This window comes from Nostoc sp. JL33, from assembly GCF_017114985.1.
Classification (GTDB): Bacteria; Cyanobacteriota; Cyanobacteriia; order Cyanobacteriales; family Nostocaceae; genus Nostoc.
Genome location: NZ_JABXKP010000059.1, coordinates 17,538 through 43,668 on the forward strand (window position 1 = coordinate 17,538; position 26,131 = coordinate 43,668).

The window sequence follows — 26,131 nt, forward strand, 5'->3', positions numbered from 1 at the left end:
TATAACATTACTACTATTTACCAATAATTTAAAGTAAATATTCAAATTAAAAAATCAAATAATAAAATCTGGCAAATAAAATATGCTGACATCGCAGCGCTAACATTAAATAAATAGTTTTTTATGGGGTAAAACAATGATTGCCACTGACTTATCTAACGTTGGTGATATTATCCAGAATCAGCGTCAGTTTTTTCAAACTGGTAAAACTAAAGATGTCACTTTCCGCATTGAGCAGCTTAAAAATCTCAAGCAAGCAATTATTGAGCATGAACAGTTAATAGTGGAGGCATTACAAGCAGATTTACATAAACCAGAATTGGAGACTTATCTTACAGAAATCGGCGTAATTAAGGAAATTGATTACGCTATAAAACATCTTCAAAACTGGACTAAGCCCAAAAAAGCAGCCGTTTCCTTTGATTTTTTTTCCTACTCAGCGAGAATTTATCCAGAACCGTTGGGGGTTGTCTTAATTATTGGCCCTTGGAACTATCCATTTCAGTTAATTATGTCACCGTTAGTAGGTGCGATCGCAGCCGGGAATTGTACAATTATCAAACCTTCAGAAATTGCTTCTCATACTTCCGGTATCATTGCTAAAATTGTTGCCAAACATTTTGACCCTGCTTATATTGCAGTGGTTGAAGGAGGCGTGGAAGCAAGCGAAAAACTACTGGCAGAAAAGTTTGACCATATCTTTTATACTGGTGGCACAGCCGTCGGCAAAATCATTATGGCAGCAGCAGCAAAATATCTTACACCAGTTACTTTAGAATTGGGTGGCAAAAGTCCTTGTATTGTAGATAGTGACATTAATCTCGAACACACTATCAGACGAATTACTTGGGGAAAATTTATTAATGCTGGGCAAACTTGTATCGCCCCTGACTATCTTTTAGTTAATAAAACAATCAAAAAAGATTTAATAAATGGGCTGGGAAAATGCCTAAAAGAATTTTATGGCGATAATCCAGCAAACAGTCCTGATTATGCCAGGATTATCAGTCAAAAACACTTTGATAGGTTGGTTAACTTTCTCAAAGATGCTGAAGTTATCATCGGTGGAGAAAATCAACCTTCAGAGCGTTATATCGCCCCCACAGTGGTTGATAATGTCTCCTTAGAAGATTCTGTAATGCAGGAAGAAATTTTTGGCCCGATTCTACCCATCATTGAATATACTGACATTGCAGAAGCGATCGCTTTGATTAACTCTAGACCCAAACCCTTGGCGTTATACTTATTTTCTCAAAACAAAAACCTCCAAAATCGAGTTTTGCAGGAAACCTCCTCTGGCGGAGTTTGTATTAACGACACAGTGATGCAGGTTGGTGTCTCGTCTTTACCGTTTGGTGGAGTGGGAGATAGCGGTATTGGCAACTATCACGGCAAAGCTAGTTTTGACACCTTTTCCCATAACAAAAGTGTATTGCAAAACTCATTCTGGCTCGATTTAAAATGGCGATACGCTCCATATCAGGGCAAATTGCCTCTAATCAAGAAACTTCTGGGTTAAAAGTTATGAGTTATGAATTTTTAACTTCAAACTCCTAACTCTACCCCTGTCAAAGTAGGTAAAAATTCTCGAAAATCAATTCCTCTCTAATCTCTTCTCTCTGTGTTCTCTGTGCCTCTGCGGTTCAATAAATTACTTATAAACCAATACGCTTGGCTTTGTGGAAAATTGTAGGTTGGGTTAAGCAAAGCGCAACCCAACAAAGCCCCGGAAATGTTGGGTTTCGTTCCTCAACCCAACCTACACAATTTAAGGTATTTGGCGCTAACCCAAGCGTATTGACTTATAAACCACACAGACGCAGAGTAACCACAAGGAGAAAGATTTTACAACTCACCTTGACAGGACTACTCTAAACTGCTAACTATTACAACCCAAAAGCGTTGCTGTAACGCTCCTCAGCCCAAGGTTCACCACGGCGATGGTAGCCATTGCGCTCCCAAAAACCAAGTTCTTCACCAGCTAAAAATTCCAAACCATTAATCCACTTAGCACTTTTCCAAGCGTAGAGGTGGGGTACAACTAGCCGCATCGGCCCACCGTGTTCAGCTGGAAGCGCTTCACCAAAGACTTTAAAGGCAAAGAAGTTTTCTTCGCGCATAAAATCTTCTATAGAAATATTGGTAGTGTAGCCACCGTAGCAGTGTTCCATAATGTGGGCTACTTTGGGGTCTAGCTCAATCAGACCGATGAAATCTGCCACTTTAATGCCAGTCCATTTGACATCCAGTTTAGACCAGCGCGTTACACAGTGGAAGTCTGCTGTGAATTCGTGTTGAGGTAGCGCCATAAAGTCTGACCAACTAAAGGTAGCAGGTTTTGCCAAACCCCAAACTCGAAACTCCCATTCCTCAGTGCTGACTTCGGGAGTTGCACCGTAAGTTAAGACGGGGAAACCTTTAGCTAAGTGTTGACCAGGAGGGACGCGTTCGCCTTCTTCTTTCCCTGGTTTCTGAAAAAATTTTCCTAGCATAGTTGGAGAAAAATAAGTTTTCTCAAGATATTTACAAGCTTTTTTGCAAATACTCTTTATATTACTTGATCATTACTCATTAATCATAGGTAATGGGTAATGGATGTTCCCAATTACTCACTACCAATTTCCTCGTTCTAATGAGCTTGTGTAGAGTATCTATTATTCATCATAATCCAATCAGGAAAGCTAAGAAAAAGCGTTTATCCAGTAGTAAGAAGTTTGATTGGTTATTTATTGCCAATCAAATCTATCGGTGCTGTTCATGCTTTTCCTGACTGGGAAATTATGATTCTTCTTCCTCTTCTTCAGCAGCTGGATAGACAAATGTAGAACGTCCAGTCAAAATTGACTTGCCCAAAGAGAGAGCTTTCTGAGCTTCGACGACGGCTTTATGCCTCCAGGTAGCTCGACGTTTATCTCGTTTTGATTTTGAAGTTTTCTTCTTAGGAACAGCCATGTCAGCAGATATCGCGATTCTTGACAACCTTCTTATTCTAGGCCATCCACTGACGCTAAGGACAACAGTTGAGTCAGGAATAAGTAAGTTGAATGGATCGGTTGAGACTGAAGTGGGAACATCGGCGCACCCAACCTTAAGTAAGCTACGCACAAGTCTTCTGTGTCAATCTAATCTAAACCCGCTATTTTGGGGTTGACACACCGCTAGCTGCTGGAACTGGATTAGAGTTATTTTCAAAGAAAAGTAGCGATCGCGCTGTTTTGAAGTAAGTAGCCCAACTTTGAGCATCAGGGCGCGATCGCCATTGTGGACGAGTGACTTCTAATGTCAGAACTGGTGCAATCGATCCATAATTTTGTACGGACACAATGATTGAAACATCTGTCACCAAAATATCTTGGTCGAAACTCCGTTGAGCAGCTGCCCTAGCGGCTGCTTCCCCTCTGGTGAGAATGGTTTCGTAGTTTTCATCTGGCAGGCGGTCAATAGCTAGATCAACTCTAGCGGTGTAAGCTCGCACAACCTTATGTGCGAGCGCTTCCGTCAAAAACCACGCAGGAACAGTAGATATGAGCAAAACTACTAAAGGAACTATCCGGATTCTTCTGGCAATTTGGCTAATAACTGAAAAGGGAGTGATCGATGATGGTAGGTGAGCAGAAATCTTGCTCATGACCTTCTATCTCCTTAGTAATGATCTGTTATTGAAATTAGGTGAAAGTATTTTCCGGTCAAATAACGTAATAAAAATTACATTCTAACTTAAGATTCGATGAGAATCACCTAGACTATAAGACATAGGTTAGCTTTGTTTTTTGGGCAAAGCCAACCGCAATTTTAAGACCAGCAAACAATAACTGACAAAGAGCGGGATGGCAAATTACTGGGCGATCGCGATTGGCATCAATCAATATCAGTTATTTCAACCTTTAAGTTATGCCCAAGCAGATGCTGAGGCACTAGAGGAATTTTTGGCGACAGATGCAGGTTTTGTCCCCAAACACTGTCTAGTGATGACAGATACTTCGCCGCCGATTGGGGATAGGTCAACTTATCCGACGAAGGAGAATATTCTGCTGCTGCTTGAGGATTTGGCAGCGACAAGTTGGCAACCAGAAGACTATCTGTGGTTCTTCTTTAGCGGTTATGGAGTCAACTACAAGGGCAAAGATTACTTAATGCCAGTAGAGGGCAACCCCGAACTCGTGCAAGAGACTGGCATAGAATTGCGATCGCTAATGCAAAGTCTGCAACTTGCTGATTTAAATGTATTGCTACTACTCGATATCAACCGCGCTTTTGGGACTCAAGCGGATGCTCCTGTTGGCGAAGAAACAATAGAACTAGCCCAAGAACTACAACTGGCGACAATTCTTTCTTGCCAACCAGAGCAATTTTCCCATGAAAGTAGCGAATTAGGTCACGGATTCTTTACAGCAGCTTTGTTAGAAGCTTTGCGTTCTGGTAATGGCAGCAACTTGGCAGATTTAGAAAGCTACCTAAGCCTGCTCATGCCAAAATTATGTCAACACCACTGGAATCCTGTCCAAAACCCTGCGACTATCATCCCATCAAGGCAGCAAGTAATCTTGCCAAAATTGGCAATGGAAACTGACTTTCAAGCAGAATCGGTGATTTATCCGGAAGAATCCTTTGCTGTTGCCCTTGCGGCTCCTCCCCTCGACGATTATCCTAGAACTTCACCAGAACGGGGCAGATGGGCAGAAGCTACTGTGAACTCCTCCCAACAGGTGAAGGCTCACAAGGTCGAGAAGTCTAAGGGTCAAAAAGTCCAGGAGTCATCTGGCGGCTTAGTTTCCCAGCCAATGCCAGAAACTTCTTTAGGGGTGAATACCAGAGGAAGATTTATCCCCAATCCTTCCCAAAACTACGTCTCTCGATTGCCTGCGAATCAGCCAGGTATGCCTTTTTGGAAACAGTTTATCTTATGGGGCGGAGGCAGCTTGCTGGTAGCAGGTTTAATGGCCGTAGTTTTTCTCCGTAATCAAGAAACTTTTAGAATTAAGCAAATATCAAGCAGATCACCCAATGCTACTGCTAGTAACCCCAAGGCTGTCCAAAATTTAGCAAACGATCGCACTCCAACAGTTAGACTCAACAATCAATCTAGCGCCCAAATAGCCTCTAGTTCCGAGTCAAAAAAGCAAAATCAAGCAGTATTAGACCTAGCGAAAATGTCGCTCAGACAAACTCAGGCTAGCGATTTGAGCTTGGCGATCGCTACAGCCGGGAAAATAAAACCCGGTGAACCACTGTATGAACAAGCTCAGGAGAATATTAAGATTTGGAGCCGGATGATTTTAGATTTAGCAGAAGGTCGTGCCAAGCAAAGACAGTATGGTAGCGCTATTGCTGCCGCACGGTTAATCACCAAAGATGAAGCCCCCTATGCCAAAGCACAAGCAGCAATTAACCTGTGGCGACTAGAGGGCAAGCAGTATGTAAGTAACACAACTCTTTTAGATGCAGCTAATGCCTTGATTAAGCCTGGACAGGCATCTACCTACAATCGTGCGATCGAAGTTGCCAAGAAAGTACCAGCAGGTCAACCGGGCTTCGATACTGCCCAAAAATCGATCAATAACTGGAGTGAGAAAATTTTAGATTTGGCCAAGCGTCGCGCCGCCGAAGGAGAACGTAATGCCGCAATTGCGACTGCTGCTTTAGTGCCAGAAGAGACAGGCGCTTACGAAGATGCTCAGGATGCTATCCAAAAATGGCAAAAAAATATAGTAAAAAAATAGTTAGGAGTCGGGAGTCGGGAGTTAGGAGTTTTATTTTTAATTCCTCACTCATCACTCCTCACTCGTAATTTTTCCCTCAGCACGGGGTACCTAGCTACCGCTAACAGCACTCAGCAGTACTGCGACACATCTTCGCCACAATCGTCGGCTAGATAGCACATTGCTCGGAAACGTAAACTAACCACTTCTTCATATAAGGGGTTGAGCTTGCACATGGGCGGAATGTGAAACAGAGTTTTCCCAAATAATTTCACATCTCGCTCAAAGGGACACTGAGATGGAATCAGTTTGCACAAGCGGTGAGCTAGTTGGCGATCGCGGACTTGAATGCTATCTATCTGCTGCCGTAGAGGTTGGAGAATATCCCAGTAAGGCTTGGAAACAGGACGGTTTAGCTGGGTTATTTTATGAGCACTAGTCTCTGCTTGATTGATTGATACCCAGCTTGCCAGAAAAATCTTTTTTGTGGTAATGTCGAATACCTTCATGGTTAATCCCCTGTATAATTGAGGCTATTCACCTTTTTGATGAATATATACAACGTGGCGACGACCTTTACCGGAAGAATCGCGTCCTGACTGCGATATAATGTAATACCTGAATCGCCACTTAAGTCAGAACTTAATTTGTTACTACGTCAAGTTAATCTCAATTTTCTGGGGATCGGTAGTGTAATATTACGATCTTATTCATAACTTGACATACGTTAAATTTTAGTAAAGACATCTGTCATTAGGTAGGTTTTAGTGTAGCATTTACAATCCTTAATATAAAGTCATTCTACAACTATTTTTGCTAAGTATAAATATTGGTAATACCCTAGTAGGCGTTTTTCCTCTCTGTATTCCCACCTTCCGCACGTCGCCGCGTCCTGTTCATTGCTGGCTGAATGCCGTAGAAGTAGTAATTTTTGATCGAGTAGAATCGATTGCATTTCACAAAACTTAGGTTGGCAGTGGCGATTTGAGAATGATAATGATCTAGTCTGAAGCGTTAAAATGAGTTGAACTTGCTTATGGGTGTTTCTGTACTCTACAGCGCAATTCCTCCTTGCAGTACGCTGTACACACGCCTTCAACGTGAAAAGGCACTCAGCATCCTTGTAGTTTATCTTTTCCCCTATGGTTGCGGTATTTTCCGCTTTTTTCAGATTGAGCCTGAAGAGATTAATGAAATTCTTGAAGATATTATCGAAACACACCAAGAGGCTTTTGGATCTGAGCTTGACGACTTCGAGCGGTGGAAAGATTTGTATCTTTCAGGAGCTGAGAAAAATGAGGAGATATTGGTTGCAGTTGCTTGAGGCGATCGCAACCTAACAACTTAGATCGCTCTGCCGAGTTTAACATTGCAAGATTTAGGCGAACGCAATCACTAATAAAAGACTATATCTCACGCCAAAGCGCAAAGACGTTCAGAAAAATTCTGTGTCTTTGCGCCTACCGAAGTTTGAGCGGCGGCTTCAACCGCTCAAACTTCTATCTGCATGAGATTTTTATGTTAAATTCCCTATGATGCTACCTGAGCAGCAGTCCGAGTCCGGCGTCTTCTGCCATCAGCAACTTTCACAGGTGGCTCATCAGGAATTTGCATCAACAAAGTCACAGATGGTTGACATTGCAGTTCGCGACGGATGGAACGTTGCAATTCTCGCTCTAAAGTTCCTTGCAATCCACCCCAGTCTATATCTGCTGCTTCACCTTCCCCAGCAGCAAATTCTGACCAACGCACAGTCAGGATTTCTTCAATCCGTTGTTTTACCCAGGTTTGCAGGAGCGATCGCTCTACACTTGTAACTACACCCCGGAGGTGAACTTCTGGTTTTGCCAACAGTTTACCATTCCAATCAATGGCAGCTGCAATGGTGATAATACCTTCTGAAGCCATGCGTTGCCGTTCTTGTAAAACTTTGGCACTGACCATACCCGAACTAGTAGTATCCACCAATTCGATCCCAGATGGCACTTTACCAGCGACGCGGATGGCATCTTCAGTCAGTTCGACAATATCACCATTCTGGATAATGATCATGTTTTCTGCGGGAATGCCCATACTTTGAGCCGTTTCTGCGTGCTTCACCAACATCCGATGTTCGCCGTGAAATGGCACAAAGAATTTGGGTCGAGTTAAGGCAATCATCAGCTTTTGTTCTTCCTGACAGCCGTGACCGGAGACGTGAATCCCTTTATCCCGACCATAGACTACTTTCGCTCCCTGAATCATCAACTTATCGATGGTGTTGACTACAGCGATCGTATTTCCGGGAATTGGGTTAGCAGAGAATACTACTGTATCTCCTTGGCGGATTTTAATGTGAGGATGTTCTTTGTTGGCAATGCGGGTCATTGCTGCCATCGTTTCACCCTGAGAACCTGTAGTTAAAATTAGTACTCTCTCATCAGGTAGATTGCGGACTGCGTGCAATGGTTGCAGCAGATTATCTTCACACTTGATGTAACCTAAATTGCGGGCATGAGCAATCAAGTTCAGCATGGAACGCCCCACAATCGTCACTACACGGTTTTGCTTCTTGGCGATATCCAAAATCATGTTGATGCGATGCACGCTGGAAGCAAAGGTAGTGACAAATAATCGCCCAGTAGCTTGACTAAATACTCTCTCCAGATTGGGATAAACTGAACGCTCGGAAGGTGTAAATCCTGGCACTTCTGAGTTAGTGGAATCACTTAAAAGGCAAAGAACGCCTTTTTCGCCATGTTCTGCTAGGCGTTGCAAATCAAACTTTTCACCATCCACTGGGGTATGGTCAATTTTAAAATCCCCTGTGTGAATGACTACACCAAGGGGAGTATGAATGGCAACAGTGAAACTATCAGCGATGGAGTGGGTGTTACGGATATATTCCACCAAAAAGTTTTTGCCAATCCGCACGACATCACGGGGGAGAACAGTTCTGATTTCTGTGCGATCGCGCACTCCTGCTTCTTCCAATTTACCCTCTAGCATTGCCATTGCTAGTCTGGGCCCATAAATCACGGGGATATCAAATTGCTTGAGATGAAAAGCAATCCCGCCGATATGGTCTTCATGACCGTGAGTAACGATCATCCCTTTAATTTTGTGGCGATTTTCCCGCAGATAAGTCGTATCTGGCAGAACAATATTTACTCCATGCATCGCCTCTGTGGGGAAAGCCAATCCTGCATCTAGCAGAATAATTTCATCATCATACTCAAAAAGACAGGTATTTTTCCCAATTTCATGCAAACCGCCCAAAGGAATAATTTTCAAGGCGGAATTATTAGCTTCGTTTTTAGCCATTTTCTCCTTAGATTGTTACTTGTGGTTAATTTAGTTGATAGTTAACGAACTTGTATTTAAGACAACATCATTTGTCTCTAATTCAGTCCCAAAGCAATCAAGTTTTAATTGAAGATTTCAATTTTTTATTCAATAAAATCGACTGTACACTGAAGAATTTATAGTATGTCTATCAGTCCTAGCACAGATTTTTAAATTGCAACTTATGAACAATTATGACCATTGATTATATGTATCTTTAGAAAGGCAGCAAATTAACAGCGCTTAACCAGCTGGTGGCTAGATTAAACTAAGTTCTTTCAGAACCGCTTCTAACTTTTGACTAACTTCTAAATCAGCTTCACATAGCGGCGGACGAGTTGAACCAACCTCCCAACCTTGAAGTTTCAGTGCTTTTTTCACTGGAATGGGATTTGAAGTCAGAAATAGAGCTTTAAACAACGGGAAAAGTTGCAGATGAATCTCGCTGGCTACCTCAATTTTACCCGCACTAAAAGCTTGGATCATCTGCTGTAGTTGGTTTCCTACCAGATGAGAAGCCACACTTACCACACCCTTTGCCCCGATCGCTAACAAGGGCAAAGTCATGTAATCATCACCAGAATAGATGTGGAATTCTTTTGGTGTCAAGCGACGAATTTCGCTTGCCTGATCTATACTACCAGTGGATTCTTTAATCCCGACAATATTGCTAACCTCAGCTAATCGGGCAACTGTTTCTGGCTGAAGGTTTTGTCCGGTACGACTGGGGACATTGTATAACAACAATGGTAGGTCGGGGCACGCTTGTGCTATCGCCTGAAAGTGCGCTTCCAATCCCGCTTGTGGCGGTTTGTTGTAATAAGGAACAACTTGTAAGGAACCATGTACTCCTATTTTAGACGCTTTTTGGGTAGCAGCGATCGCTTCTTTGGTGGAATTTGAACCACAACCTGCGATTACCTTAGCTTTTCCTGCCACGGACTGCAATACTTCGACAAACAACTGGTATTCCTCATCCCAACTTAGCGTCGGAGATTCTCCTGTTGTGCCGCACATCACCAATGTATCTGTACCGTTGTTAGCTAGATGCGCCGCCAGTTCTGCCGCTACATCATAGTTGACACTACCATCTGCTTTAAACGGCGTAATCATCGCGGTTAAAACATTACCAAAATCTCCCACCCTTTTTTCACTCCTGATTACCCATGTTTTTGTATCTTGGTGGTTTTCTATTGTAATAACCTATCTGCAAATTACTTTCAATCATTAGTCATTTGTCAGTTAACCAATGACCAATGACTAATGACTAATAGCTAATGGTTTGAGTAGATTTTTCTCTACCAATAACTCCGCGATTTGTATTGCATTCAATGCTGCGCCTTTGCGGATTTGGTCGCCACACAACCATAATTCCAACCCACAAGGATGAGAAATATCCTGACGAATTCTTCCCACTAAAACTTCATCTTTACCTGTTGCTTCAATTGGCATCGGAAAATGATTAGTTCCCCAATCTTCGACCAATTTCACTCCAGGGGAGGATTTTAAAATTTCTCTGGCTTCCTTCGCACTAAAGGGAGTCTCAAATTCTAAATTAATCGCTTCTGAGTGGGCGCGGAGTACGGGAACCCGTATACAGGTTGCAGTGATTCTGATTTGCTGCGTGCCAAATATTTTTCGGGTTTCGTTGACCATTTTCATTTCTTCCTCACAATAACCCAAATCGTTTAATGGGGAGTTATGCGGGAATAAATTAAATGCCAATGGGTAAGGCAATATTTCCGCAATTGGCGGCTGTCCTTGTAGTATAGCGCTTGTTTGGGTTTTGACTTCTGCCATTGCTCTGGCCCCAGCACCACTAGCAGATTGGTAGGTTGAGGCGACGATGCGTTGCACTGGTTTTACTTTATGCAATGGCCATACTGCCACAGCCATTAAAATTGTTGTGCAGTTGGGGTTGGCAATAATGCCTTGGTGATTAGCTGCGGCTAGTGGATTCACCTCTGGGACTACTAAGGGAACTTCCGGGTTCATCCGAAAGGCACTGGAGTTATCAATTACCACTGCACCCTTTTGGACTGCAACTGCTGCCCAAGTTTTGGATGTGGAACCACCTGCACTAGCTAGTACTATATCGACATTTTCAAAGGCGCGATCGCCAACTTCCTCTACTGGTATATTTTCCCCTTTAAACAGCAGCGATCGCCCTACACTCCGCTCTGATGCCAATAACTTCAGGTTAGCAACAGGAAAATTACGGCTTTCTAATAATTCCAGCAACTCTGTGCCAACTGCACCAGTCGCTCCCAAAATAGCTACACGATAGGATTTCGACAAACTTGCTTCCTCCTTTAAGAGATTTCTCTGCAATTTTTTGGAACAATTGACAATTTACTTATATTTAAATGGCGATCGCAATCTTGAAATACATTTTGAACAGGTTTAGATTTTTCTCTAATTTAGTCGATCTCTATATATCTAATACATTTATTTTCTTGGCTATTTATTAAGTTAAGTGATGTTGCATTTTACAACAATGGCTATCCCATTTTTCCATCGATTTAAACTATATATTATTATACAACAAACCGCCTTATTCCAGAAAAATGGAGATATCTGCACTTAGACGTTTAACAGGCATCCCACCTATAAGGCTGACAAACCTCTTGGCTGCAAAGTTGCTTACCAAGATGATAAATATACTAGGATCGAAATGCATAAAATTGGTACAGCATAAAACTGAGCTATGCGGCTAGGCAACAGATGCGCTCTCGTACCACAACTTAATAATAGCTAGACTCAATACTATAACTTTAACTTGGGGGTACTAACCACTCGCTGAGAACCAGGATATCACGGCATTAGCCAGCTGAATAATTAATTCCTAACTTTCAGAGGGAGTGGGGAGTGGGGAGTGGGGAGTGGGGAAGAGTTTTCCAATGCCCTGTTTGGCCAATGCCCCCATTAACTAAATTGTTATGAAGGTAAAATGTCAAGTCCTTGGTCATTGGCAGTAAACTGGATGTTTGCCCCAGGACAAACAAACATCCATCCTTGGATGTCATCAGACCTTTTGGCAAACTCCCATTGCCCCTAAGAGACATCAAGCCATAAACGCGAACAATTATTGCGTCTTGTGTGTACTCGGAGTATAAAATACCAGAAAACTAGAGACGAAGCATGAAAGTCACCCAGGAAAAACTTCCCGCCAGCCAAATTGGTCTGGAAATAGAGATTACGCCGGAAATTACCAAGAAAACTTACGAACAGGTCATTAAAAACTTAGCGAGTACTGCCAATATTCCTGGGTTTCGTAAAGGTAAAGTGCCTCGGCCGATATTACTACAACGGCTGGGTACAACTCGAATCAAGGCAGCAGCGCTAGAAGAACTAATTCAAGATGGCATTGAGCAAGCAGTCAAACAAGAAGCTATCCCGGCAATCGGTCAGCCGCAATTGCGCTCCTCTTTTGAGGATTTGATTAAGAATTATGAACCGGGAAAACCCCTGACGATTTCGGCTGCTGTCGATGTAGAACCAGAAGTGAATCTAGTGCAATACACTGATTTGCAAGCTAAGGCCGAAGAAGTCAAGTTCGATCCAGAACGAGTGGAAAACACGTTGGATAAGGAACGTCAAGAATTAGCGACATTGATTCCTGTGGAAGGACGTACAGCCCAAATCGGCGATGTCGCCGTAGTCGATTTTAAAGGTTCATTCGCCAGAGTTGAGGGCGAGGACGAAACAGCTGAACTAGAACCGATTCCCGGAGCCGAAGCAACTGATTTTCAAGTTGAGTTGCAGGAAGATAAGTTTATTCCAGGCTTTATTTCGGGAATAGTGGGGATGAATCCGGAAGAAACCAAAGAAATTGCGGCGCAGTTCCCAGATCCGTATGCTAATGAAGAATTAGCTGGAAAAGCGGCAACGTTCAGCGTGACACTTAAAGAACTCAAGGAAAAGGAGCTACCAGAAGTAAATGACGATTTCGCTCAAGAAATCAGCGATTTTGAAACCTTAGAGGAGTTACGCGCTTCTTTGGTAGAGCGATATCAAAAAGAGGCGGACGAAAAAACAAAAACCAATAAGCAGGAAGCCTTATTAACGGAACTGCTCAAGCACGTAGAAGTTGACTTACCAGCAACATTGATTGAGCAAGAAGTGGATGCGATGTTAACGCAAACAGCAATGCGCCTGTCTCAACAGGGATTGGATGTGAAAAAGTTGTTCACTCAAGATATTATTCCTCAGTTGCGGGAGCGATCGCGCACTGAGGCAATTGAACGCATCAAACGCTCCTTGTCCTTGCGGGAAATCGGTAAACGCGAATCTATCGAGGTAACACCAGAAGAAATCGCAGCCAGAGTCACAGAACTTTTGGAGCAATACCCGGAGGAACAAGAGGTTGATGAAGATAAACTGCGCTCAATCGTGGAAAACGAACTATTAACCGAAAAAATCATCGATTGGCTCTTAGAACACTCCTCCGTTGAACTTGTACCCGAAGGTTCCTTGAGTCCCGCAGAGGAAACGGAAGCCGCAGAATCAGATGCTGATGCTGATGCACCTCAGACTGAGGAAGAAAACAGCGAAGCTTCTACAGAAGTCCCAGAAGGATAATAAAAAATCCCACAGCCATGAGTTCACCAGTTCTGAGTTAAAGTACTGGTGAAATGGGTAAGGTAAGAGCGAGCAAGGAGCAGGGAGCAGGGAACAGGGGGAGAAATAACCAATGCCCTGTTTGGCTCATGATTTTTAACTCCTGGCGACTCAGGGATGAAGGCAGAATAATTAAAGAATTAATGAATTTTCAGCAAATAGTCACACCTGTTATCACCTCGGCTTGGTACTGTGTTAGACGAGAGGAAATTATATGAGGCATAATGGTTAACACGTAGGTTATAAAAATCCCATTCGTTGAAAAGGCAGCATCTGCTGCTGAAACATTTGTCCTAAATTATCGTCAAAGAAAGCTTGTATGCTTCTATCGCAGTCGGGAAATTCCCCCATCAGTAACTTAAGTCGAATAAACATTAACTCCCAGTTAAGCAGCCCTAGCAACATCGTGCCGATGGTTATAGAGCAATCTGGCATGGGAGAAAGGGCTTTCGACATCTACTCCCGCCTGCTGCGAGAGCGGATTATCTTTTTGGGAACGCCAATAGACGATGCCGTAGCCAACTCAATTGTGGCTCAGTTGTTATTCCTAGACGCCGAGGACTCAGAAAAGGACATCCAACTGTATGTTAATTCTCCTGGCGGCTCGGTCTACGCAGGGATGGCAATCTATGATACAATACAACAAATTCGCCCTGATGTTGTTACCATCTGTTTTGGATTAGCCGCAAGCATGGGAGCGTTTTTGTTGACAGCAGGGGCTGCTGGTAAGCGAATGTCTCTGCCCGACTCCCGGATTATGATTCACCAACCACTTGGTGGCGCTCAAGGTCAAGCCATTGACATTGAAATTCAAGCCAGAGAAATTCTTTACATTAAGGCTAAGTTGAATCAGTTAATGGCTCATCATACTGGTCAACCCTTAGAAAGAATTGAAGCAGATACTGAGCGCGACTTTTTTATGTCGGCAGAAGAGGCGAAGAACTACGGTTTGATTGATCAGGTCATTTCCAGGCAAAATCTTCCCACAGCAGGGGAAAACGTCACCATTCTGAAATAAGAGGCTGGTATGTCTAAGTACGACTCCCATTTAAAGTGTTCATTCTGTGGCAAGTCTCAAGAGCAGGTGCGTAAATTAATCGCAGGGCCGGGAGTCTACATCTGCGATGAATGCGTTGATTTGTGTAATGAAATACTAGACGAGGAGTTACTCGATACCAATGGTGCAGCAGCACAACCAGCACCAAGAGTAGAACCACCTGAAAAACGGCGTACTCGCTCTTCTAGTATTTCGTTTAATCAAATACCCAAGCCAAGAGAGATTAAAAAGTATCTAGACGAACACGTCATTGGTCAAGACGAAGCGAAGAAAGTGCTGTCAGTAGCTGTTTACAATCACTACAAGCGGCTGGCGGTCATTCAGTCTAAAGCCAGTGGCAAAGGTGGGGCGGATGATGCAATAGAACTGCAAAAGTCCAACATTTTGTTAATTGGCCCGACTGGTTGCGGCAAAACTCTATTGGCGCAAACCCTAGCAAAAATCTTGGATGTACCCTTTGCCGTCGCCGATGCCACGACGCTGACGGAAGCGGGGTATGTGGGAGAAGATGTAGAAAATATCTTGCTGCGACTGTTGCAGGTGGCAGATTTGGATATAGAGGAGGCACAACGGGGAATTATTTACATTGACGAAATTGATAAAATTGCGCGTAAAAGCGAGAATCCATCAATTACCCGCGATGTTTCTGGGGAAGGTGTGCAGCAAGCTTTGCTGAAAATGCTAGAGGGAACGATCGCCAATGTACCACCCCAAGGAGGGCGCAAACATCCTTATCAAGACTGTATCCAGATTGATACAAGTAATATCTTGTTCGTCTGTGGTGGTGCCTTCGTGGGCTTAGAAAAGATTGTAGATCAGAGAGTTGGCAAAAAAGCAATCGGCTTTGTGCAACCGGGAGAAGGACAATCGAAGGAGAAACGAGCCGCAGACACTCTTCGCAGTCTAGAACCGGATGATTTAGTAAAATTTGGCATGATTCCAGAATTTATTGGGCGCGTGCCAATGGTAGCAGTAGTAGATCCGCTAGATGAAGAAACGCTGATGGCGATTCTCACCCAACCACGCAGCGCCTTAGTCAAGCAGTACCAAAAGCTGCTGAAGATGGATAATGTCCAGTTAGATTTTAAACCAGATGCTTTGCGAGCGATCGCTCAAGAAGCCTACCGCCGTAAAACTGGTGCTAGAGCGCTGCGGGGTATTGTCGAAGAACTGATGCTGGATGTAATGTACGAGTTACCATCTCGTAAGGATGTGACACGCTGTACAGTAACACGGGAAATGGTCGAGAAGCGATCGACTGCCGAACTGATAATACATCCATCTTCACTTCCAAAGCCAGAATCAGCGTAAATCAGTGCTGAGTAAAGTTAGGAGTCAAGAGTGGGGAGTGAGTAATTAACTTAAAACTCCGAATTCAAAACTCCTAACTCTTAACTTCTAACTCCTAACTCCTAACTCTCAAAAATGCCTTATATTAATGTTCGTGGCGTTGAGCATTACTACGAATGGGTGAAAAAACCATCTGGTTCTTTAGTGAAACCAGTGATGATTTTCATGCACGGTTGGGCTGGTTCGGCTAGATATTGGGAAAATACCGCTAATGCTTTATCGGAGCAATTTGATTGTTTACTCTACGATATGCGGGGATTTGGCCGTTCTGGTGGGAAGCCAACCATAGCCGAAGTAAGTGAAGCTGTTGCCGAATCTGAGTCCCCCCAGAAAGAATCACAACAGGCAATCACAGACTTAACCTATGAATTAGAGGAATACGCTGATGATCTGGCAGCTTTGTTAGATGGGTTGCATCTTCAGCGTGTCTATATTAATGCTCATTCAATGGGCGCGTCTGTTGCCACTTTATTTTTTAACCGCTACCCCCAACGAGTGGAACGAGGAATTTTAACCTGTAGCGGCGTTTTTGAGTACGACGAAAAATCCTTTAGTGCCTTTCATAAATTTGGTGGCTATGTAGTAAAATTCCGTCCCAAGTGGTTAAGCAAAATCCCATTTGTTGACCAGATGTTTATGGCGAGATTTTTGCATAGTTCCATACCACATTCTGAGCGTCAAGCTTTTTTGCAAGATTTTCTCGAAGCAGATTACGATGCGGCTTTAGGGACAATTTTTACTTCAGTCAGTAAGGCTCAAGCTGAATTGATGCCGCAAGAGTTTGCCAAGCTGACAGTGCCAACTTTGCTAGTGGCAGGGGAGTATGACAAAATTATTCCAGCCGAGATGGGGAGTCAAGCAGCCGCACTGAGTGACAAAGTGGAATTTGTGATGATTCGTAACACAGCTCATTTCCCGATGTTGGAAGATGCGTCAACTTACTTGCAACGGGTACAAGAGTTTTTGCAAATTAAAACTCAGTAGAGTAACCCTAACTGGGCTGAGTTCACACTTTAATCCTTTATTAATGACAACTTAATATCCATGTAGGTTAGGTTCTAAGTTTAAACTAAATCTAAGGGACTTCCAGAGAATAAAATATACAGGAATTAAAATGATAATCATTTTAAGGTTGAGAAAGCGATTGTCGTTGGCAACCGCTTTCTCATCCCAATAAATTGTTAATGTTAGATTTGAAGCTAACTTTTAGATCGATAAACTAATGGCTTTATTAATACGCGAATCTAATCAAATTTCCCTTCATCAGTTGACAAAGATGGGCGGGAAACCCCTTGCGCCTTCAAATACTCAATGGGGGAGTTGTAGCGTATGTGGTGGGTGGATGCAGTTCATTGGTCAAATTGACTTAGAAGAAACAGCAATAAAAGAGGTTAGTAAACGCAAACAGTTACTCCTCATATTTATGTGTACTAATAATCCTGGATCGTGTGATGAGTGGGATGCTGATTTAGGAGGCAATGCAGCGATATTGGTTTCTAAAACTAACCTGACAAGTCTTGAAGCACCTTGTGACAAAGAAGAATTTCTGTTAGAAGAAACATTATTAAGTCTGGATCACTGTGATGATTCGGCTGACACTTATTGTCAAATTTTAAACCAATCTCAAAACCAAGTATGCGGCAAAATTGGTGGTGAACCATTGTGGATTCAAGCGGATGAAACTCCTATCTGTAGTTGTGGAGCTAGGATGAGGTTTGTATTTCAGTTGCAATACAGCGCCGAAATCCAGTTTGGGGATGCGGGTTCTGGATATGGCTTTGTGTGTTTAGTATGTCAACAACGGGCAAAGTTTCTTTGGCAATGTTGCTAAATGGCTTTCAGAAATCCCCGTCCATTTATGGCGGGGAAGCTTAAAATCCTGAGTTATTTGTTAGGTGTGTCCGCCTATGCAATTCTTCCCCTCTCTTAATTATCTTGAGATTAACCCAAACCCAGTTCTCGTTTTAGCAAGTTAATCGAGTTAGTGCCGATATAATTTTCAACCTTAATCAGCTTTGGTCGCCGAATAATATCTTCATCAAATGCTTGCACGGCTGCTTGCACTGCGGCAAAACTGGCTTGATCGGTTATGATTACCTCAGCCCGTTTAACCATTGCTTGAAGTTTATAACCATCTTTTGGTTGCGAAGTCATCACCAGTAGTTCATCCCCTCGTAGACCGTGGAGGATAACTTCTGCTGCTCGTGCAATCCCGGAACTGAGGCTAACTATGCCTACACAGTTTTCTTTTGGTAGGGTTTTCAAGAGGCTAAGTTCTTTGCTGTAGTCGTAGATATCTAGAGGAATTACCCGTGCAGCTTTTGGAGCTGCGATCGCTTCCACGTTACTGATAAAATAACGACTTGTGACTACTGTTGCAGAGGTAGTTTTATCTAACACAGCTGTTAATTCTTCCATTGCTACCAACTGGACTGGGATTTTCAAAGATCGTTCTAATTCATATACCATCAACTCACCAGCACCCATGTCATAAGATGGAACTGCAACCAGCACTCGCGCACTACAACGCAAGCGCCAGTCAATTTCCGCTAAAAATAGCTCTCTGGCTTGATTGAGTGAACATCCTTGAGAGAGCAGATCATCAAGTGCTTTCTGGACAACTTGATATGCATTAGGATTTTGTTTGAGAATTGGTGATTGCAGCCTACTACCGCCTTCATGACCTTGGGGACGAACATAAATTCCTGAACCAGCCATACTTTCAACAAATCCGTCTTCCTCCAGTTGACGGTAAACTTTGCTAATGGTATTACGGTGTAATCCAGTTTGCATTGCCAGCGCCCGTGTACTTGGCAATTTGTAAGCAGGGGGATATTGCCGGGAAGCGATCGCAAACCGGATTTGATTAAACAGCTGGGTTGATGCGGGAATTTCGCTGTCTGGCTGAATACGAAATTGAATCATCAGCAAACCTCTTGAATACTAAGTGCTGAATTTGGGAGTGGGAAAGGTGGGGCCCCCTCTGGGGATAAGGGGTAATGGGGAGTATTAAGTGCTGCTTTCCTACTTCAGCACGGGCTAAACCTTAGCTATCCACTAACAGCACTTTTAACTCAGCACTCTTTTAGTGACCAGCTGCATTTGCTACATATCAAATATTTGGTTTACAGATAAAGTTTTTCTCGTAGAAATTTTTAATGTGCTCATTATTGGTAATTAATAATTTAATTGCAAAAAACCTGGACATACTGGCATAGTTATATCAAATAAACACACGGTTAATCATATAGCACTAGTAAAAATTATTATGGCAGAGCAAGCAATAATTACCACAACAGTTAATCTTTTGCAAGATAATGTTCAAGTGTCTGCTTATCTGGCAGAGCCAAAAGAATCTGGATCTTACCCTGGAGTTGTAGTATTACAGGAGATTTTTGGTGTCAACGTTCACATTCGGGAAGTTACAGAACGGATTGCCAAACTTGGGTATGTAGCAATTGCACCTGCACTTTTTCAACGTATTGCTCCTGGTTTTGAAACCGGATATACACCCGAAGATATTGAAACTGGCAGAAGCTACGCTATGCAAACTCAAGCATCAGAGTTATTGAGCGATATTCAACTAGCAATTGACTACCTGAAAAATCTGCCTCAAGTGAAAAAAGATGGTTTTGGCTGTATTGGCTTCTGCTTTGGCGGTCACGTCGCATATCTTGCAGCTACCTTACCAGATATTAAAGCTACGGCTTCCTTCTACGGTGCTGGAATTACCACCCGCACACCGGGAGGTGGCGCTCCTAGTGTCACCCGCACCAGAGAAATAACGGGTACTCTGTATGCCTTCTCTGGGAGAGAAGATGCTAGCATCCCAGCCGAACAAGTAGATGAGATTGAAGCAGAGTTAGAAAAATATAAAATTCCTCATCGTGTGTTTCGCTACGATGGAGCTGATCACGGATTTTTCTGTGACCATCGTGGCAGTTATAATCCTAAAGCTGCTGCCGATGCTTGGGAGCAAGTAAAACAACTCTTTAGTCAACTGAACTGAAGTCTATGCAGCCAAGTTCGTTTTTTGTCATTTGTCATTTGTCATTAGTAATAACCACAACGCCGTGTGCCATTTTTACTCAAGCCTAAGCCCCCAGGCCCCTTTCCTATGAAGGAAAAGAGGAAAATTCAAAGCCTCTCTCCTTTTAGAAGAGAGGTCAGAATATTAAGTTGCATATCGCGTAACCACAGACAAAGGACAAAGGACAAAGGACAAATGACAATCTAAACTCCAGTTGCATCATCTCAAATAACAATTAATCTTCAAAAGTCATGAATTCCGAATCGAAACTTTCTCAAACAGCCAATTCGTCGTTTACAATGGACGATTTTGCTAAAGCACTAGAAAAACACGACTACCAGTTTCAAAAGGGACAAGTTGTACATGGCAAAGTGTTCCAACTTGACCATGATGGAGCTTATGTCGATATTGGTGGTAAGTCGTCAGCTTTTCTGCCGCGCGATGAGGCTTCTTTGAGAGCAGTTACCGATTTATCGGAGGTGCTGCCATTGCAAGAGGATCTGGAGTTTTTGATTATCCGAGATCAGGATGCAGAAGGTCAAGTCACTCTTTCTCGAAAGCAGTTAGAAATTCAGCAAATCTGGCAACGACTGACCGAAATGCAGGAGAATGCCCAAACTGTGCAAGTACGGGTTATGGGTGTGAATAAAGGTGGTGTCACTGTCGATATTCTTTCTTTGCGGGGATTTATTCCGCGATCGCACCTGGCCGAGCGTGATAATTTAGAAGCACTCAAAGGTCAAAATCTAACTGTGGGTTTTTTGGAAATTAATCGTAACACCAACAAGCTCATCCTTTCGCAGCGTTTAGCAACTCGTTCTAGCAACTTCAGCTTATTAGAACTAGGTCAGTTGGTGGAAGGCAAAGTTACTGGCATCAAACCTTTTGGTGTATTTGTCGATTTAAATGGGATGGGCGCTTTGCTTCATATCAAGCAGGTAAGCCAAAAATTCATTGAATCTCTAGAAAAGGTATTTAAAGTTGGTCAGCCCATTAAAGCTGTAATTATTGACTTGGATGAGGGTAAAGGGCGGGTTGCTCTTTCTACCAGAGTTTTGGAAAACTTCCCTGGCGAAGTGCTAGAGAATTTTGATGAGGTGATGGCTTCAGCTGAAGCGCGTGCCAATAGAGCTAATAACAAAACATCTGAATAGTTTTGAGATGGACTTGATCAATAATCCAAGTTGTGGGTTATTTGATAATTCCCCCTGCATCTACAAAGATGTGGGGGGATTTTAAATTAGGAAAACTTTTCACAGACTCATTATTGGACATAATAAACCCTCCTGTTCGTTATCCTAACAGTTGCGATGCCTGCGGTAAGCCGTGCTGGGTTTCCTTACTTCAAATCAATCTACAGTGATGTGCGTCACCGAATAGCCCGTCGTAGACATCGCTAATCCGTTGCATTGAAGTTTTTGTTGGAGATCAGGGCAAGCACGGAATTAGTGCGATCGCTAACTGTAGGATAGAGTTAGATAAAATACCTGATATTAAAATACTTGCATGAACCCAAGGGCTGATTTGTTGACTCGCATTACTCAAACTCCTGGTCAGTGTGGTGGTCGTCCTTGTATTCGAGGTATGAGAATTCGTGTGAGTGACATTTTAGAAATGTTGGCTGAGAATGTCAGTGTTTCTGAGATTTTAGAGGATTTTCCCGATCTTGAACTCGAAGATATCCAACCCTATCTATTGTTTGCAGCACGGCGAACAGACTTTCCTCGATTGAGAGCATGAAAATTTGGATTGATGCTCAGTTTTAGTATTGTATTAGGTTGACTTCGCCTCAGACGCTGGATAAGCTTTGTGTGCTTCTGCGTAAATCTTTAATGCTACAGCCATCTGCTGTTCGGCAGTCTCTCCCTGCTCTTTGAACCAAGCAAAAGTTTCAGGATCTACCTTAACTGTTATTGTTACAGCTGACTTGGGCATTCGCAATTGTGCTTTAGCAAAAAATTCTTCTGACAAGGGTGGAATATCTGAGGTGTCGATGTCTTCGTCATTCATTGCATCGACTCTAACCCAATCGGTTCTTGAGGTATTGTTCATAGCGTTTTCGTTCGTGAGACAGTGCCTTTCTTAATGAGATGATCCGAACCATTTCTTCACCTGGCTCGGTGTAAATAACTACTACAATTCGACCATCAAGTAGTCCAATACTGAGATACCGATCCTCTCCATAGTCTTCTCGTTCATCTAGGTAGACAAGCATGGGTAGATTAAACACGCGAAAAGCATCAGCAAAGTCTAAACCATGCTTTGTAATATTGCTTTGGTTTTTACGCTCATCCCACTCAAACTTCATGGACTCAATATACCAGTGACACCGGAAAAATCAACTGTGACTACATCACCGGGATTGAATGTCACTAAACTGTCTGCTCACTTTCAGGAAAAATTGAAGCTGCGTACTGTAAGGAGAAGGATGCTAAATCAACCTGATCTTGCTCAGTCCAAGTATCACTTTGCTCGGTGATCGACAAGTTTTGCTCGACTAGCTCATTTAGAATCAGGGTTGCCAAGCGTAGCCGCTCAGTCGCTGACAAGTTAGAAACAACTTGGCTGTATATCTCTTGGGCAGTATTGGACATAATTAATCCTCCTGTCATCTATCTAAACAGTTGCGATGCCTGCGGCAAGCCGAGTGCGACGCCGAATAGCCCGTCGTAGACATCGCTTGTCCATTGCATTGAGATTTTAGCCTCTGTGCGATCGCACTCAACACGAAAAGGATTGACAACTGCATTCATCGCAGCATCAAATTTATACCTTCTGAATGTTCATTAGTTAGTGTCTCTGGGAAATATAAGTATAAGGAGATGCCTTGTTTTTATGTTTAACCCGTAGACAAGTACTAACCAAATACTAATCACAATCAGGAGTATTTCATGATTCCACTGATTTTGGGTGCTATTGCTTTAGCAAGCGCTGCTTTCGGAGCAGTAAAAGGTGCTGAAGGTGTTGGCAATATGAATGAGGCAAAGGAAATTGGTGAACGTGCCGAAAAGCGTCACTCAGATGCAGTCAGGGAGTTGAAAGCAGATTGGGAGGCAACTAACAAGCTTGCAGAAGAATATGGCCAGCTTCAGCTTGATGTGATGATGAGTACAATTGGGCGCTTTGTTGACTTTATCGAACTAAATATCGGTAAAGCAAAACAAAGCGAGAAAAAGTTTTTAGAAGGACTGGAAGGAATTTCAGTTCAGCAGATCAAGGAGTACAAAGCTGCCGCAGTAGAAGCTGAACAGTTTTTCAAAGGTGGCACTAAGGCGATTGGGGCAGCAGCAGCAGGATACGGTGGTGCAATGAGTCTTGCTACCTCTGTAGGAGTAGCCAGTACTGGGACACTAATAGGAGGACTTAGCGGTGCAGCAGCCTGGAATGCGACTCTAGCATGGCTGGGCGGTGGCTCATTAGTTACCGGTGGCGGAGGTATGGCTCTTGGTTCTCTTGTCTTAGGTGGTATCACCGTTGGCCCTGCTGTCCTTATTGGAGGCTTTGTGCTTGCTGGTGAAGGCGAAAAAGCATTGACAAAGGCACGGGAGTACAACGCTCAAGTCAACACTGCGATCACTAAAATTGAAGCAGCAAAAGACTTTATGCAACAAGTAAGACGGCGGATTACTGAGTTACAGAGTGTATTTGAATGTCTGAATAAATCTTCTATTTTAGGTCTTCAAGAACTTGAATCTTTACCATCATTCAACAAAAACAGAGACGCTAGTAAGTTTCAAAAAGTCGCACTTTTTGTTAAAGCACTTGCAGAAATCATGAAAACTCCTGTTTTAGATAGTGAAGGGCAGTTGAATCCTGTTACTGCGACTATACAAGCCAAGTATCGTACTTTGGAAGGTAATTAGGAATGTCAGTCAAAAAAGTTACCACCGTAGTCAATGAATTTATCAATCCTGCTGAATACCTACAGCAAATGGTTTTAACTTACACCGATTACCTGAAGGTTGCCGAACAGGAACAGACAAAGAGACGAGACATTGAGGCTTGGGAAAAACAAACAATTACCAAGATTAAGGCCCAGCGAGAGTTGCTGATGGCGTATCTAGATCGCTCTTTTGATGAACGTGCAGAAAACTTTCGCGCTTTGTTTTCTGTCGTTGATAATGCGATCGCATCTGGCAATAATGACCAACTAGCCCTTACTTTAAACTCAATTACAGAAATAGCTAAATCTAGCCCCTTCAAAGACCTTGCAAATTTAGCTTCTGTTCGCGCCGCCCTGGATGATCCAGATCACGAATGGACATTTTGATTTTATAACAGTGCGATCGCTCTCCCAAAACTTTCTAAAAAGTCTGTATTGTCAGGCTTTTTTTTGTAGCGCAGGCTTACAGGCTACAAACGCTTTGAGAAAATAGCGATCGCCACTACCCACACAGTCACAACTACACTTATCAAATATCGCTTGCTTCCGGTAGCCAGTCTTCATTCAACACTAAATCTACAGAATATGGGCACTCTTCTGGAAACACGGATACAAGTATCCCCGTTTGCTTGGCTGCTTGGCGACGCGCCCTTTGATAACTTTCCTCAAGTTGCTCTGTAGGATAGCTCTTAAGACTAGGACTATCTTCTATGGCTAACTCAATTTGGGTGCGAGAATCGGTGATAGAATCCAGCCAACTATCTGAGCGACGCTGGGGTTGATATTGCCACTTGAGCAGATGCAACAGCAAGCGAATTAGTTGACTGGCAATCGCCCGCCGTTCACTTTTGCCCAAGCCTTCAACCTCTTCAATCAGATATTTTACATCAACTTCTTGCCAACGATGCGATCGCAATAGTTGGGCTGTCTGTTCAATCCACAAATTAAAATCTGTTTTATAAGTTCCGTTCATAACCTTTATCGATCTTAGGCAAGCCAAAATATTCTCATTTTCCGATGCGCTCAAGTTCCTCTCGCAATACTCGCCGTAATGTCTCTTCTAACGGTTCACGGCGCTGCTGAATATACTCACGCAAGGCATCGTTAATCAAAGTTTGGTAATTTCCCCCACCTGCTGCGTGAACTTGGTCACGAAACCATGCTAGTACTTCATCATCTAGGCGAATTGTAATTCGAGTTTTGCCTGTTGGTGTTGATTCAATCGCTCCCCGCTTGCCCTGGCTAAAATCATACTCAGTTTCCATCACTTATCCATCCTCATACTGCTTTTGTTCATAGCGCGTAGCTTTCTTTGCGGGCAGAAATCAATCGAATCTGATCATTGCGCCATGTATACACAACTACTAAAACTCGACCGAAAGCATCTATCCCAATAGTGATAAATCTCTCTTCATCAAAACGTTCATCTGTGATCGTAATTGCTAAATCGTCAGAAAATACGGTTACTGCATCAGCAAAGTCAACGCCATGCTTGCGAAGATTGGCTGCTGCCTTATCCGTATCCCACTGATACGCCATCTAAATATATTGTATGCACATTCGTGCATATTAGAAGACGAAGAGTACTTGACTGGTGTACTTGTGTATGTTTTTCTCAAACCTCAAAAATCTTCATCATCAACAAAAAATTCCGCATCGTCTTCTAATCGAGAATTACGCTGGCCAATACCAGCAAGTCCCCACAGAGGTTGCAGCAGTGCCATGCCAATTAACCCTACACCGGCACTAAAAGCTAGCACTAAACCCATTGGTATCTGAATCGATTGGAATGTTAAGAATTTTAACGATACGGGTGTAGCATTTTGGACTGAAATAATTGCGATCGCTATTACCCAAACCGCTACAACTAGAGCTGTCAAAAAAGGAGCGAAAGTTTTCATATCTTAATAAAAGTTAGTAGTTAGGGGTTATATCATGTCCGCTTGATTACTTATTAAACCCGAAGAACCCCACCCCTTAATCCCCTCCCCGCAGGCGGTGAGGGGAGACAAAGCGCAGCTTTGGCGGGGTGGGGTGCAATGACTATGGGAATCACAAGTAATTACCCGGACACGATATTATTAAATTAGAACTCATAACTCTTAATAGGAGCCATAAGTTAAGAATTGTAAATTAACAAATCTTAACTCTTAACTCTTAACTCTTAA

30 protein-coding genes are annotated in these 26,131 nt (G+C 43.0%); 13 read left to right on the plus strand and 17 right to left on the minus strand.

Going from position 1 to position 26,131, the window contains the following annotated elements; translation table 11 throughout:
- The first annotated feature begins 136 nt into the window (after nucleotides 1-136).
- Nucleotides 137-1,519, plus strand: coding sequence for an aldehyde dehydrogenase (locus tag HWQ23_RS16165; RefSeq protein ID WP_292829914.1), 1,383 nt, complete (start codon nucleotides 137-139; stop codon nucleotides 1,517-1,519).
- 367 nt (nucleotides 1,520-1,886) lie between these two features.
- Here HWQ23_RS16165 and HWQ23_RS16170 read toward each other — a convergent pair whose 3' ends face one another.
- The 3 genes from HWQ23_RS16170 to HWQ23_RS16180 form a co-directional block, all read right to left on the minus strand.
- A complete protein-coding gene (locus tag HWQ23_RS16170) occupies nucleotides 1,887-2,492 on the minus strand; it encodes a sulfite oxidase-like oxidoreductase (protein ID WP_292829916.1) in 606 nt (201 codons plus the stop codon).
- A gap of 286 nt (nucleotides 2,493-2,778) precedes the next feature.
- Entirely contained in the window at nucleotides 2,779-2,952 is a 174-nt protein-coding gene (gene rpmF / locus HWQ23_RS16175; RefSeq protein ID WP_094328804.1) for a 50S ribosomal protein L32, read from the minus strand.
- Between the two features lie 184 nt (nucleotides 2,953-3,136).
- On the minus strand, nucleotides 3,137-3,628 hold the full coding sequence (locus HWQ23_RS16180) for a hypothetical protein (protein WP_292829918.1): 492 nt from the start codon (nucleotides 3,626-3,628) through the stop codon (nucleotides 3,137-3,139).
- Between the two features lie 199 nt (nucleotides 3,629-3,827).
- On the opposite strand from HWQ23_RS16180, the gene HWQ23_RS16185 reads away from it, so the two are divergent.
- Nucleotides 3,828-5,720, plus strand: coding sequence for a caspase family protein (locus HWQ23_RS16185; protein ID WP_292829920.1), 1,893 nt, complete (start codon nucleotides 3,828-3,830; stop codon nucleotides 5,718-5,720).
- Nucleotides 5,721-5,830: 110 nt separating this feature from the next.
- Here HWQ23_RS16185 and HWQ23_RS16190 read toward each other — a convergent pair whose 3' ends face one another.
- Nucleotides 5,831-6,208 (minus strand): Mo-dependent nitrogenase C-terminal domain-containing protein, encoded by a 378-nt coding sequence (locus tag HWQ23_RS16190; protein WP_292829922.1) that lies wholly within the window; start codon nucleotides 6,206-6,208, stop codon nucleotides 5,831-5,833.
- A gap of 527 nt (nucleotides 6,209-6,735) precedes the next feature.
- Here HWQ23_RS16190 and HWQ23_RS16195 point away from each other — a divergent pair.
- A complete protein-coding gene (locus tag HWQ23_RS16195) occupies nucleotides 6,736-7,023 on the plus strand; it encodes a hypothetical protein (protein WP_292829924.1) in 288 nt (95 codons plus the stop codon).
- 206 nt (nucleotides 7,024-7,229) lie between these two features.
- On the opposite strand, the gene HWQ23_RS16200 is transcribed toward HWQ23_RS16195, so the two are convergent.
- From HWQ23_RS16200 to HWQ23_RS16210, 3 genes are all read right to left on the minus strand, one after another.
- A complete protein-coding gene (locus HWQ23_RS16200; protein WP_292829926.1) occupies nucleotides 7,230-9,002 on the minus strand; it encodes a ribonuclease J in 1,773 nt (590 codons plus the stop codon).
- 279 nt (nucleotides 9,003-9,281) lie between these two features.
- The gene (gene dapA, locus HWQ23_RS16205) at nucleotides 9,282-10,166 is read right to left on the minus strand and encodes a 4-hydroxy-tetrahydrodipicolinate synthase (RefSeq protein ID WP_292829927.1); all 885 of its coding nucleotides are present in this window, start codon (nucleotides 10,164-10,166) and stop codon (nucleotides 9,282-9,284) included.
- A gap of 117 nt (nucleotides 10,167-10,283) precedes the next feature.
- Nucleotides 10,284-11,321 (minus strand): aspartate-semialdehyde dehydrogenase, encoded by a 1,038-nt coding sequence (locus HWQ23_RS16210; protein WP_292829928.1) that lies wholly within the window; start codon nucleotides 11,319-11,321, stop codon nucleotides 10,284-10,286.
- 843 nt (nucleotides 11,322-12,164) lie between these two features.
- On the opposite strand from HWQ23_RS16210, the gene tig reads away from it, so the two are divergent.
- Complete coding sequence (gene tig / locus HWQ23_RS16215) at nucleotides 12,165-13,604, plus strand: trigger factor (protein ID WP_292829930.1); 1,440 nt, start codon at nucleotides 12,165-12,167, stop codon at nucleotides 13,602-13,604.
- Between the two features lie 279 nt (nucleotides 13,605-13,883).
- Here tig and HWQ23_RS16220 read toward each other — a convergent pair whose 3' ends face one another.
- Entirely contained in the window at nucleotides 13,884-14,078 is a 195-nt protein-coding gene (locus HWQ23_RS16220; protein WP_292829932.1) for a hypothetical protein, read from the minus strand.
- On the opposite strand from HWQ23_RS16220, the gene clpP reads away from it, so the two are divergent.
- The 4 genes from clpP to HWQ23_RS16240 all read left to right on the plus strand — a co-directional run bounded on the left by clpP (nucleotide 14,077) and on the right by HWQ23_RS16240 (nucleotide 17,881).
- Nucleotides 14,077-14,661 (plus strand): ATP-dependent Clp endopeptidase proteolytic subunit ClpP, encoded by a 585-nt coding sequence (clpP, locus tag HWQ23_RS16225; RefSeq protein ID WP_292829934.1) that lies wholly within the window; start codon nucleotides 14,077-14,079, stop codon nucleotides 14,659-14,661. The two genes, HWQ23_RS16220 and clpP, sit on opposite strands and share 2 nt — an antisense overlap.
- Before the next feature lie 9 nt (nucleotides 14,662-14,670).
- Nucleotides 14,671-16,011, plus strand: a complete 1,341-nt coding sequence (gene clpX / locus HWQ23_RS16230) for an ATP-dependent protease ATP-binding subunit ClpX (RefSeq protein WP_292829936.1) — start codon at nucleotides 14,671-14,673, stop codon at nucleotides 16,009-16,011.
- 114 nt (nucleotides 16,012-16,125) lie between these two features.
- Complete coding sequence (locus HWQ23_RS16235; protein ID WP_292829938.1) at nucleotides 16,126-17,034, plus strand: alpha/beta fold hydrolase; 909 nt, start codon at nucleotides 16,126-16,128, stop codon at nucleotides 17,032-17,034.
- Between the two features lie 238 nt (nucleotides 17,035-17,272).
- On the plus strand, nucleotides 17,273-17,881 hold the full coding sequence (locus HWQ23_RS16240; protein WP_292829940.1) for a DUF1963 domain-containing protein: 609 nt from the start codon (nucleotides 17,273-17,275) through the stop codon (nucleotides 17,879-17,881).
- Between the two features lie 110 nt (nucleotides 17,882-17,991).
- On the opposite strand, the gene HWQ23_RS16245 is transcribed toward HWQ23_RS16240, so the two are convergent.
- The gene (locus HWQ23_RS16245) at nucleotides 17,992-18,975 is read right to left on the minus strand and encodes a GntR family transcriptional regulator (RefSeq protein ID WP_292829942.1); all 984 of its coding nucleotides are present in this window, start codon (nucleotides 18,973-18,975) and stop codon (nucleotides 17,992-17,994) included.
- Nucleotides 18,976-19,318: 343 nt separating this feature from the next.
- Here HWQ23_RS16245 and HWQ23_RS16250 point away from each other — a divergent pair, with 343 nt between their 5' ends.
- The 3 genes from HWQ23_RS16250 to HWQ23_RS16260 all read left to right on the plus strand — a co-directional run bounded on the left by HWQ23_RS16250 (nucleotide 19,319) and on the right by HWQ23_RS16260 (nucleotide 21,820).
- Complete coding sequence (locus HWQ23_RS16250; protein WP_292829944.1) at nucleotides 19,319-20,059, plus strand: dienelactone hydrolase family protein; 741 nt, start codon at nucleotides 19,319-19,321, stop codon at nucleotides 20,057-20,059.
- 272 nt (nucleotides 20,060-20,331) lie between these two features.
- Nucleotides 20,332-21,234 carry a S1 RNA-binding domain-containing protein gene (locus HWQ23_RS16255; protein ID WP_292829946.1) on the plus strand — a complete coding sequence of 301 codons (903 nt, stop codon included), beginning with the start codon at nucleotides 20,332-20,334 and terminating at the stop codon, nucleotides 21,232-21,234.
- A 352-nt stretch (nucleotides 21,235-21,586) separates the two neighbouring features.
- Nucleotides 21,587-21,820, plus strand: a complete 234-nt coding sequence (locus HWQ23_RS16260; RefSeq protein ID WP_292829948.1) for a DUF433 domain-containing protein — start codon at nucleotides 21,587-21,589, stop codon at nucleotides 21,818-21,820.
- A gap of 33 nt (nucleotides 21,821-21,853) precedes the next feature.
- Here HWQ23_RS16260 and HWQ23_RS16265 read toward each other — a convergent pair whose 3' ends face one another.
- From HWQ23_RS16265 to HWQ23_RS16280, 4 genes are all read right to left on the minus strand, one after another.
- Nucleotides 21,854-22,132 (minus strand): hypothetical protein, encoded by a 279-nt coding sequence (locus HWQ23_RS16265; RefSeq protein ID WP_292829950.1) that lies wholly within the window; start codon nucleotides 22,130-22,132, stop codon nucleotides 21,854-21,856.
- On the minus strand, nucleotides 22,101-22,388 hold the full coding sequence (locus tag HWQ23_RS16270) for a BrnT family toxin (RefSeq protein ID WP_292829952.1): 288 nt from the start codon (nucleotides 22,386-22,388) through the stop codon (nucleotides 22,101-22,103). Before HWQ23_RS16270 ends, HWQ23_RS16265 begins: the two co-directional genes overlap by 32 nt.
- 64 nt (nucleotides 22,389-22,452) lie before the next feature.
- On the minus strand, nucleotides 22,453-22,674 hold the full coding sequence (locus tag HWQ23_RS16275) for a hypothetical protein (protein ID WP_292829954.1): 222 nt from the start codon (nucleotides 22,672-22,674) through the stop codon (nucleotides 22,453-22,455).
- An 18-nt stretch (nucleotides 22,675-22,692) separates the two neighbouring features.
- On the minus strand, nucleotides 22,693-22,833 hold the full coding sequence (locus HWQ23_RS16280; RefSeq protein WP_292829956.1) for a hypothetical protein: 141 nt from the start codon (nucleotides 22,831-22,833) through the stop codon (nucleotides 22,693-22,695).
- 138 nt (nucleotides 22,834-22,971) lie between these two features.
- Between HWQ23_RS16280 and HWQ23_RS16285 the strand changes: the two genes are divergently transcribed.
- Together HWQ23_RS16285 and HWQ23_RS16290 are read left to right on the plus strand one after the other, a co-directional pair.
- A complete protein-coding gene (locus tag HWQ23_RS16285) occupies nucleotides 22,972-23,943 on the plus strand; it encodes a hypothetical protein (protein WP_292829958.1) in 972 nt (323 codons plus the stop codon).
- A gap of 2 nt (nucleotides 23,944-23,945) precedes the next feature.
- Complete coding sequence (locus HWQ23_RS16290) at nucleotides 23,946-24,350, plus strand: hypothetical protein (RefSeq protein ID WP_292829960.1); 405 nt, start codon at nucleotides 23,946-23,948, stop codon at nucleotides 24,348-24,350.
- Between the two features lie 142 nt (nucleotides 24,351-24,492).
- Here HWQ23_RS16290 and HWQ23_RS16295 read toward each other — a convergent pair whose 3' ends face one another.
- The 4 genes from HWQ23_RS16295 to HWQ23_RS16310 form a co-directional block, all read right to left on the minus strand.
- Entirely contained in the window at nucleotides 24,493-24,936 is a 444-nt protein-coding gene (locus HWQ23_RS16295) for a DUF29 domain-containing protein (protein WP_292829962.1), read from the minus strand.
- A gap of 34 nt (nucleotides 24,937-24,970) precedes the next feature.
- Nucleotides 24,971-25,228, minus strand: a complete 258-nt coding sequence (locus tag HWQ23_RS16300; RefSeq protein WP_292829964.1) for a BrnA antitoxin family protein — start codon at nucleotides 25,226-25,228, stop codon at nucleotides 24,971-24,973.
- A gap of 28 nt (nucleotides 25,229-25,256) precedes the next feature.
- Nucleotides 25,257-25,502: a BrnT family toxin gene (locus HWQ23_RS16305; protein ID WP_292829966.1), complete on the minus strand. Its 246-nt coding sequence runs from the start codon at nucleotides 25,500-25,502 to the stop codon at nucleotides 25,257-25,259.
- Nucleotides 25,503-25,585: 83 nt separating this feature from the next.
- Complete coding sequence (locus tag HWQ23_RS16310; RefSeq protein WP_292829968.1) at nucleotides 25,586-25,864, minus strand: LapA family protein; 279 nt, start codon at nucleotides 25,862-25,864, stop codon at nucleotides 25,586-25,588.
- Nucleotides 25,865-26,131: the final 267 nt, after the last annotated feature.

Bases quoted from the DNA above. Each gene is read 5' to 3' on its own strand.
- HWQ23_RS16220 (WP_292829932.1), bottom strand. From the start codon at position 14,078: ATGCCAGATTGCTCTATAACCATCGGCACGATGTTGCTAGGGCTGCTT.
- HWQ23_RS16190 (WP_292829922.1), bottom strand. From the start codon at position 6,208: ATGAAGGTATTCGACATTACCACAAAAAAGATTTTTCTGGCAAGCTGG.
- HWQ23_RS16245 (WP_292829942.1), bottom strand. From the start codon at position 18,975: ATGATTCAATTTCGTATTCAGCCAGACAGCGAAATTCCCGCATCAACC.
- HWQ23_RS16260 (WP_292829948.1), top strand. From the start codon at position 21,587: ATGAACCCAAGGGCTGATTTGTTGACTCGCATTACTCAAACTCCTGGT.
- HWQ23_RS16275 (WP_292829954.1), bottom strand. From the start codon at position 22,674: ATGTCCAATACTGCCCAAGAGATATACAGCCAAGTTGTTTCTAACTTG.
- HWQ23_RS16235 (WP_292829938.1), top strand. From the start codon at position 16,126: ATGCCTTATATTAATGTTCGTGGCGTTGAGCATTACTACGAATGGGTG.
- HWQ23_RS16250 (WP_292829944.1), top strand. From the start codon at position 19,319: ATGGCAGAGCAAGCAATAATTACCACAACAGTTAATCTTTTGCAAGAT.
- HWQ23_RS16310 (WP_292829968.1), bottom strand. From the start codon at position 25,864: ATGAAAACTTTCGCTCCTTTTTTGACAGCTCTAGTTGTAGCGGTTTGG.
- HWQ23_RS16300 (WP_292829964.1), bottom strand. From the start codon at position 25,228: ATGGAAACTGAGTATGATTTTAGCCAGGGCAAGCGGGGAGCGATTGAA.
- HWQ23_RS16195 (WP_292829924.1), top strand. From the start codon at position 6,736: ATGGGTGTTTCTGTACTCTACAGCGCAATTCCTCCTTGCAGTACGCTG.
- HWQ23_RS16165 (WP_292829914.1), top strand. From the start codon at position 137: ATGATTGCCACTGACTTATCTAACGTTGGTGATATTATCCAGAATCAG.
- HWQ23_RS16280 (WP_292829956.1), bottom strand. From the start codon at position 22,833: ATGAATGCAGTTGTCAATCCTTTTCGTGTTGAGTGCGATCGCACAGAG.
- HWQ23_RS16290 (WP_292829960.1), top strand. From the start codon at position 23,946: ATGTCAGTCAAAAAAGTTACCACCGTAGTCAATGAATTTATCAATCCT.
- rpmF (WP_094328804.1), bottom strand. From the start codon at position 2,952: ATGGCTGTTCCTAAGAAGAAAACTTCAAAATCAAAACGAGATAAACGT.
- HWQ23_RS16170 (WP_292829916.1), bottom strand. From the start codon at position 2,492: ATGCTAGGAAAATTTTTTCAGAAACCAGGGAAAGAAGAAGGCGAACGC.
- tig (WP_292829930.1), top strand. From the start codon at position 12,165: ATGAAAGTCACCCAGGAAAAACTTCCCGCCAGCCAAATTGGTCTGGAA.
- HWQ23_RS16305 (WP_292829966.1), bottom strand. From the start codon at position 25,502: ATGGCGTATCAGTGGGATACGGATAAGGCAGCAGCCAATCTTCGCAAG.
- clpX (WP_292829936.1), top strand. From the start codon at position 14,671: ATGTCTAAGTACGACTCCCATTTAAAGTGTTCATTCTGTGGCAAGTCT.
- HWQ23_RS16270 (WP_292829952.1), bottom strand. From the start codon at position 22,388: ATGAAGTTTGAGTGGGATGAGCGTAAAAACCAAAGCAATATTACAAAG.
- HWQ23_RS16240 (WP_292829940.1), top strand. From the start codon at position 17,273: ATGGCTTTATTAATACGCGAATCTAATCAAATTTCCCTTCATCAGTTG.
- HWQ23_RS16185 (WP_292829920.1), top strand. From the start codon at position 3,828: ATGGCAAATTACTGGGCGATCGCGATTGGCATCAATCAATATCAGTTA.
- HWQ23_RS16265 (WP_292829950.1), bottom strand. From the start codon at position 22,132: ATGAACAATACCTCAAGAACCGATTGGGTTAGAGTCGATGCAATGAAT.
- HWQ23_RS16285 (WP_292829958.1), top strand. From the start codon at position 22,972: ATGATTCCACTGATTTTGGGTGCTATTGCTTTAGCAAGCGCTGCTTTC.
- HWQ23_RS16255 (WP_292829946.1), top strand. From the start codon at position 20,332: ATGAATTCCGAATCGAAACTTTCTCAAACAGCCAATTCGTCGTTTACA.
- clpP (WP_292829934.1), top strand. From the start codon at position 14,077: ATGGGAGAAAGGGCTTTCGACATCTACTCCCGCCTGCTGCGAGAGCGG.
- HWQ23_RS16180 (WP_292829918.1), bottom strand. From the start codon at position 3,628: ATGAGCAAGATTTCTGCTCACCTACCATCATCGATCACTCCCTTTTCA.
- HWQ23_RS16200 (WP_292829926.1), bottom strand. From the start codon at position 9,002: ATGGCTAAAAACGAAGCTAATAATTCCGCCTTGAAAATTATTCCTTTG.
- HWQ23_RS16295 (WP_292829962.1), bottom strand. From the start codon at position 24,936: ATGAACGGAACTTATAAAACAGATTTTAATTTGTGGATTGAACAGACA.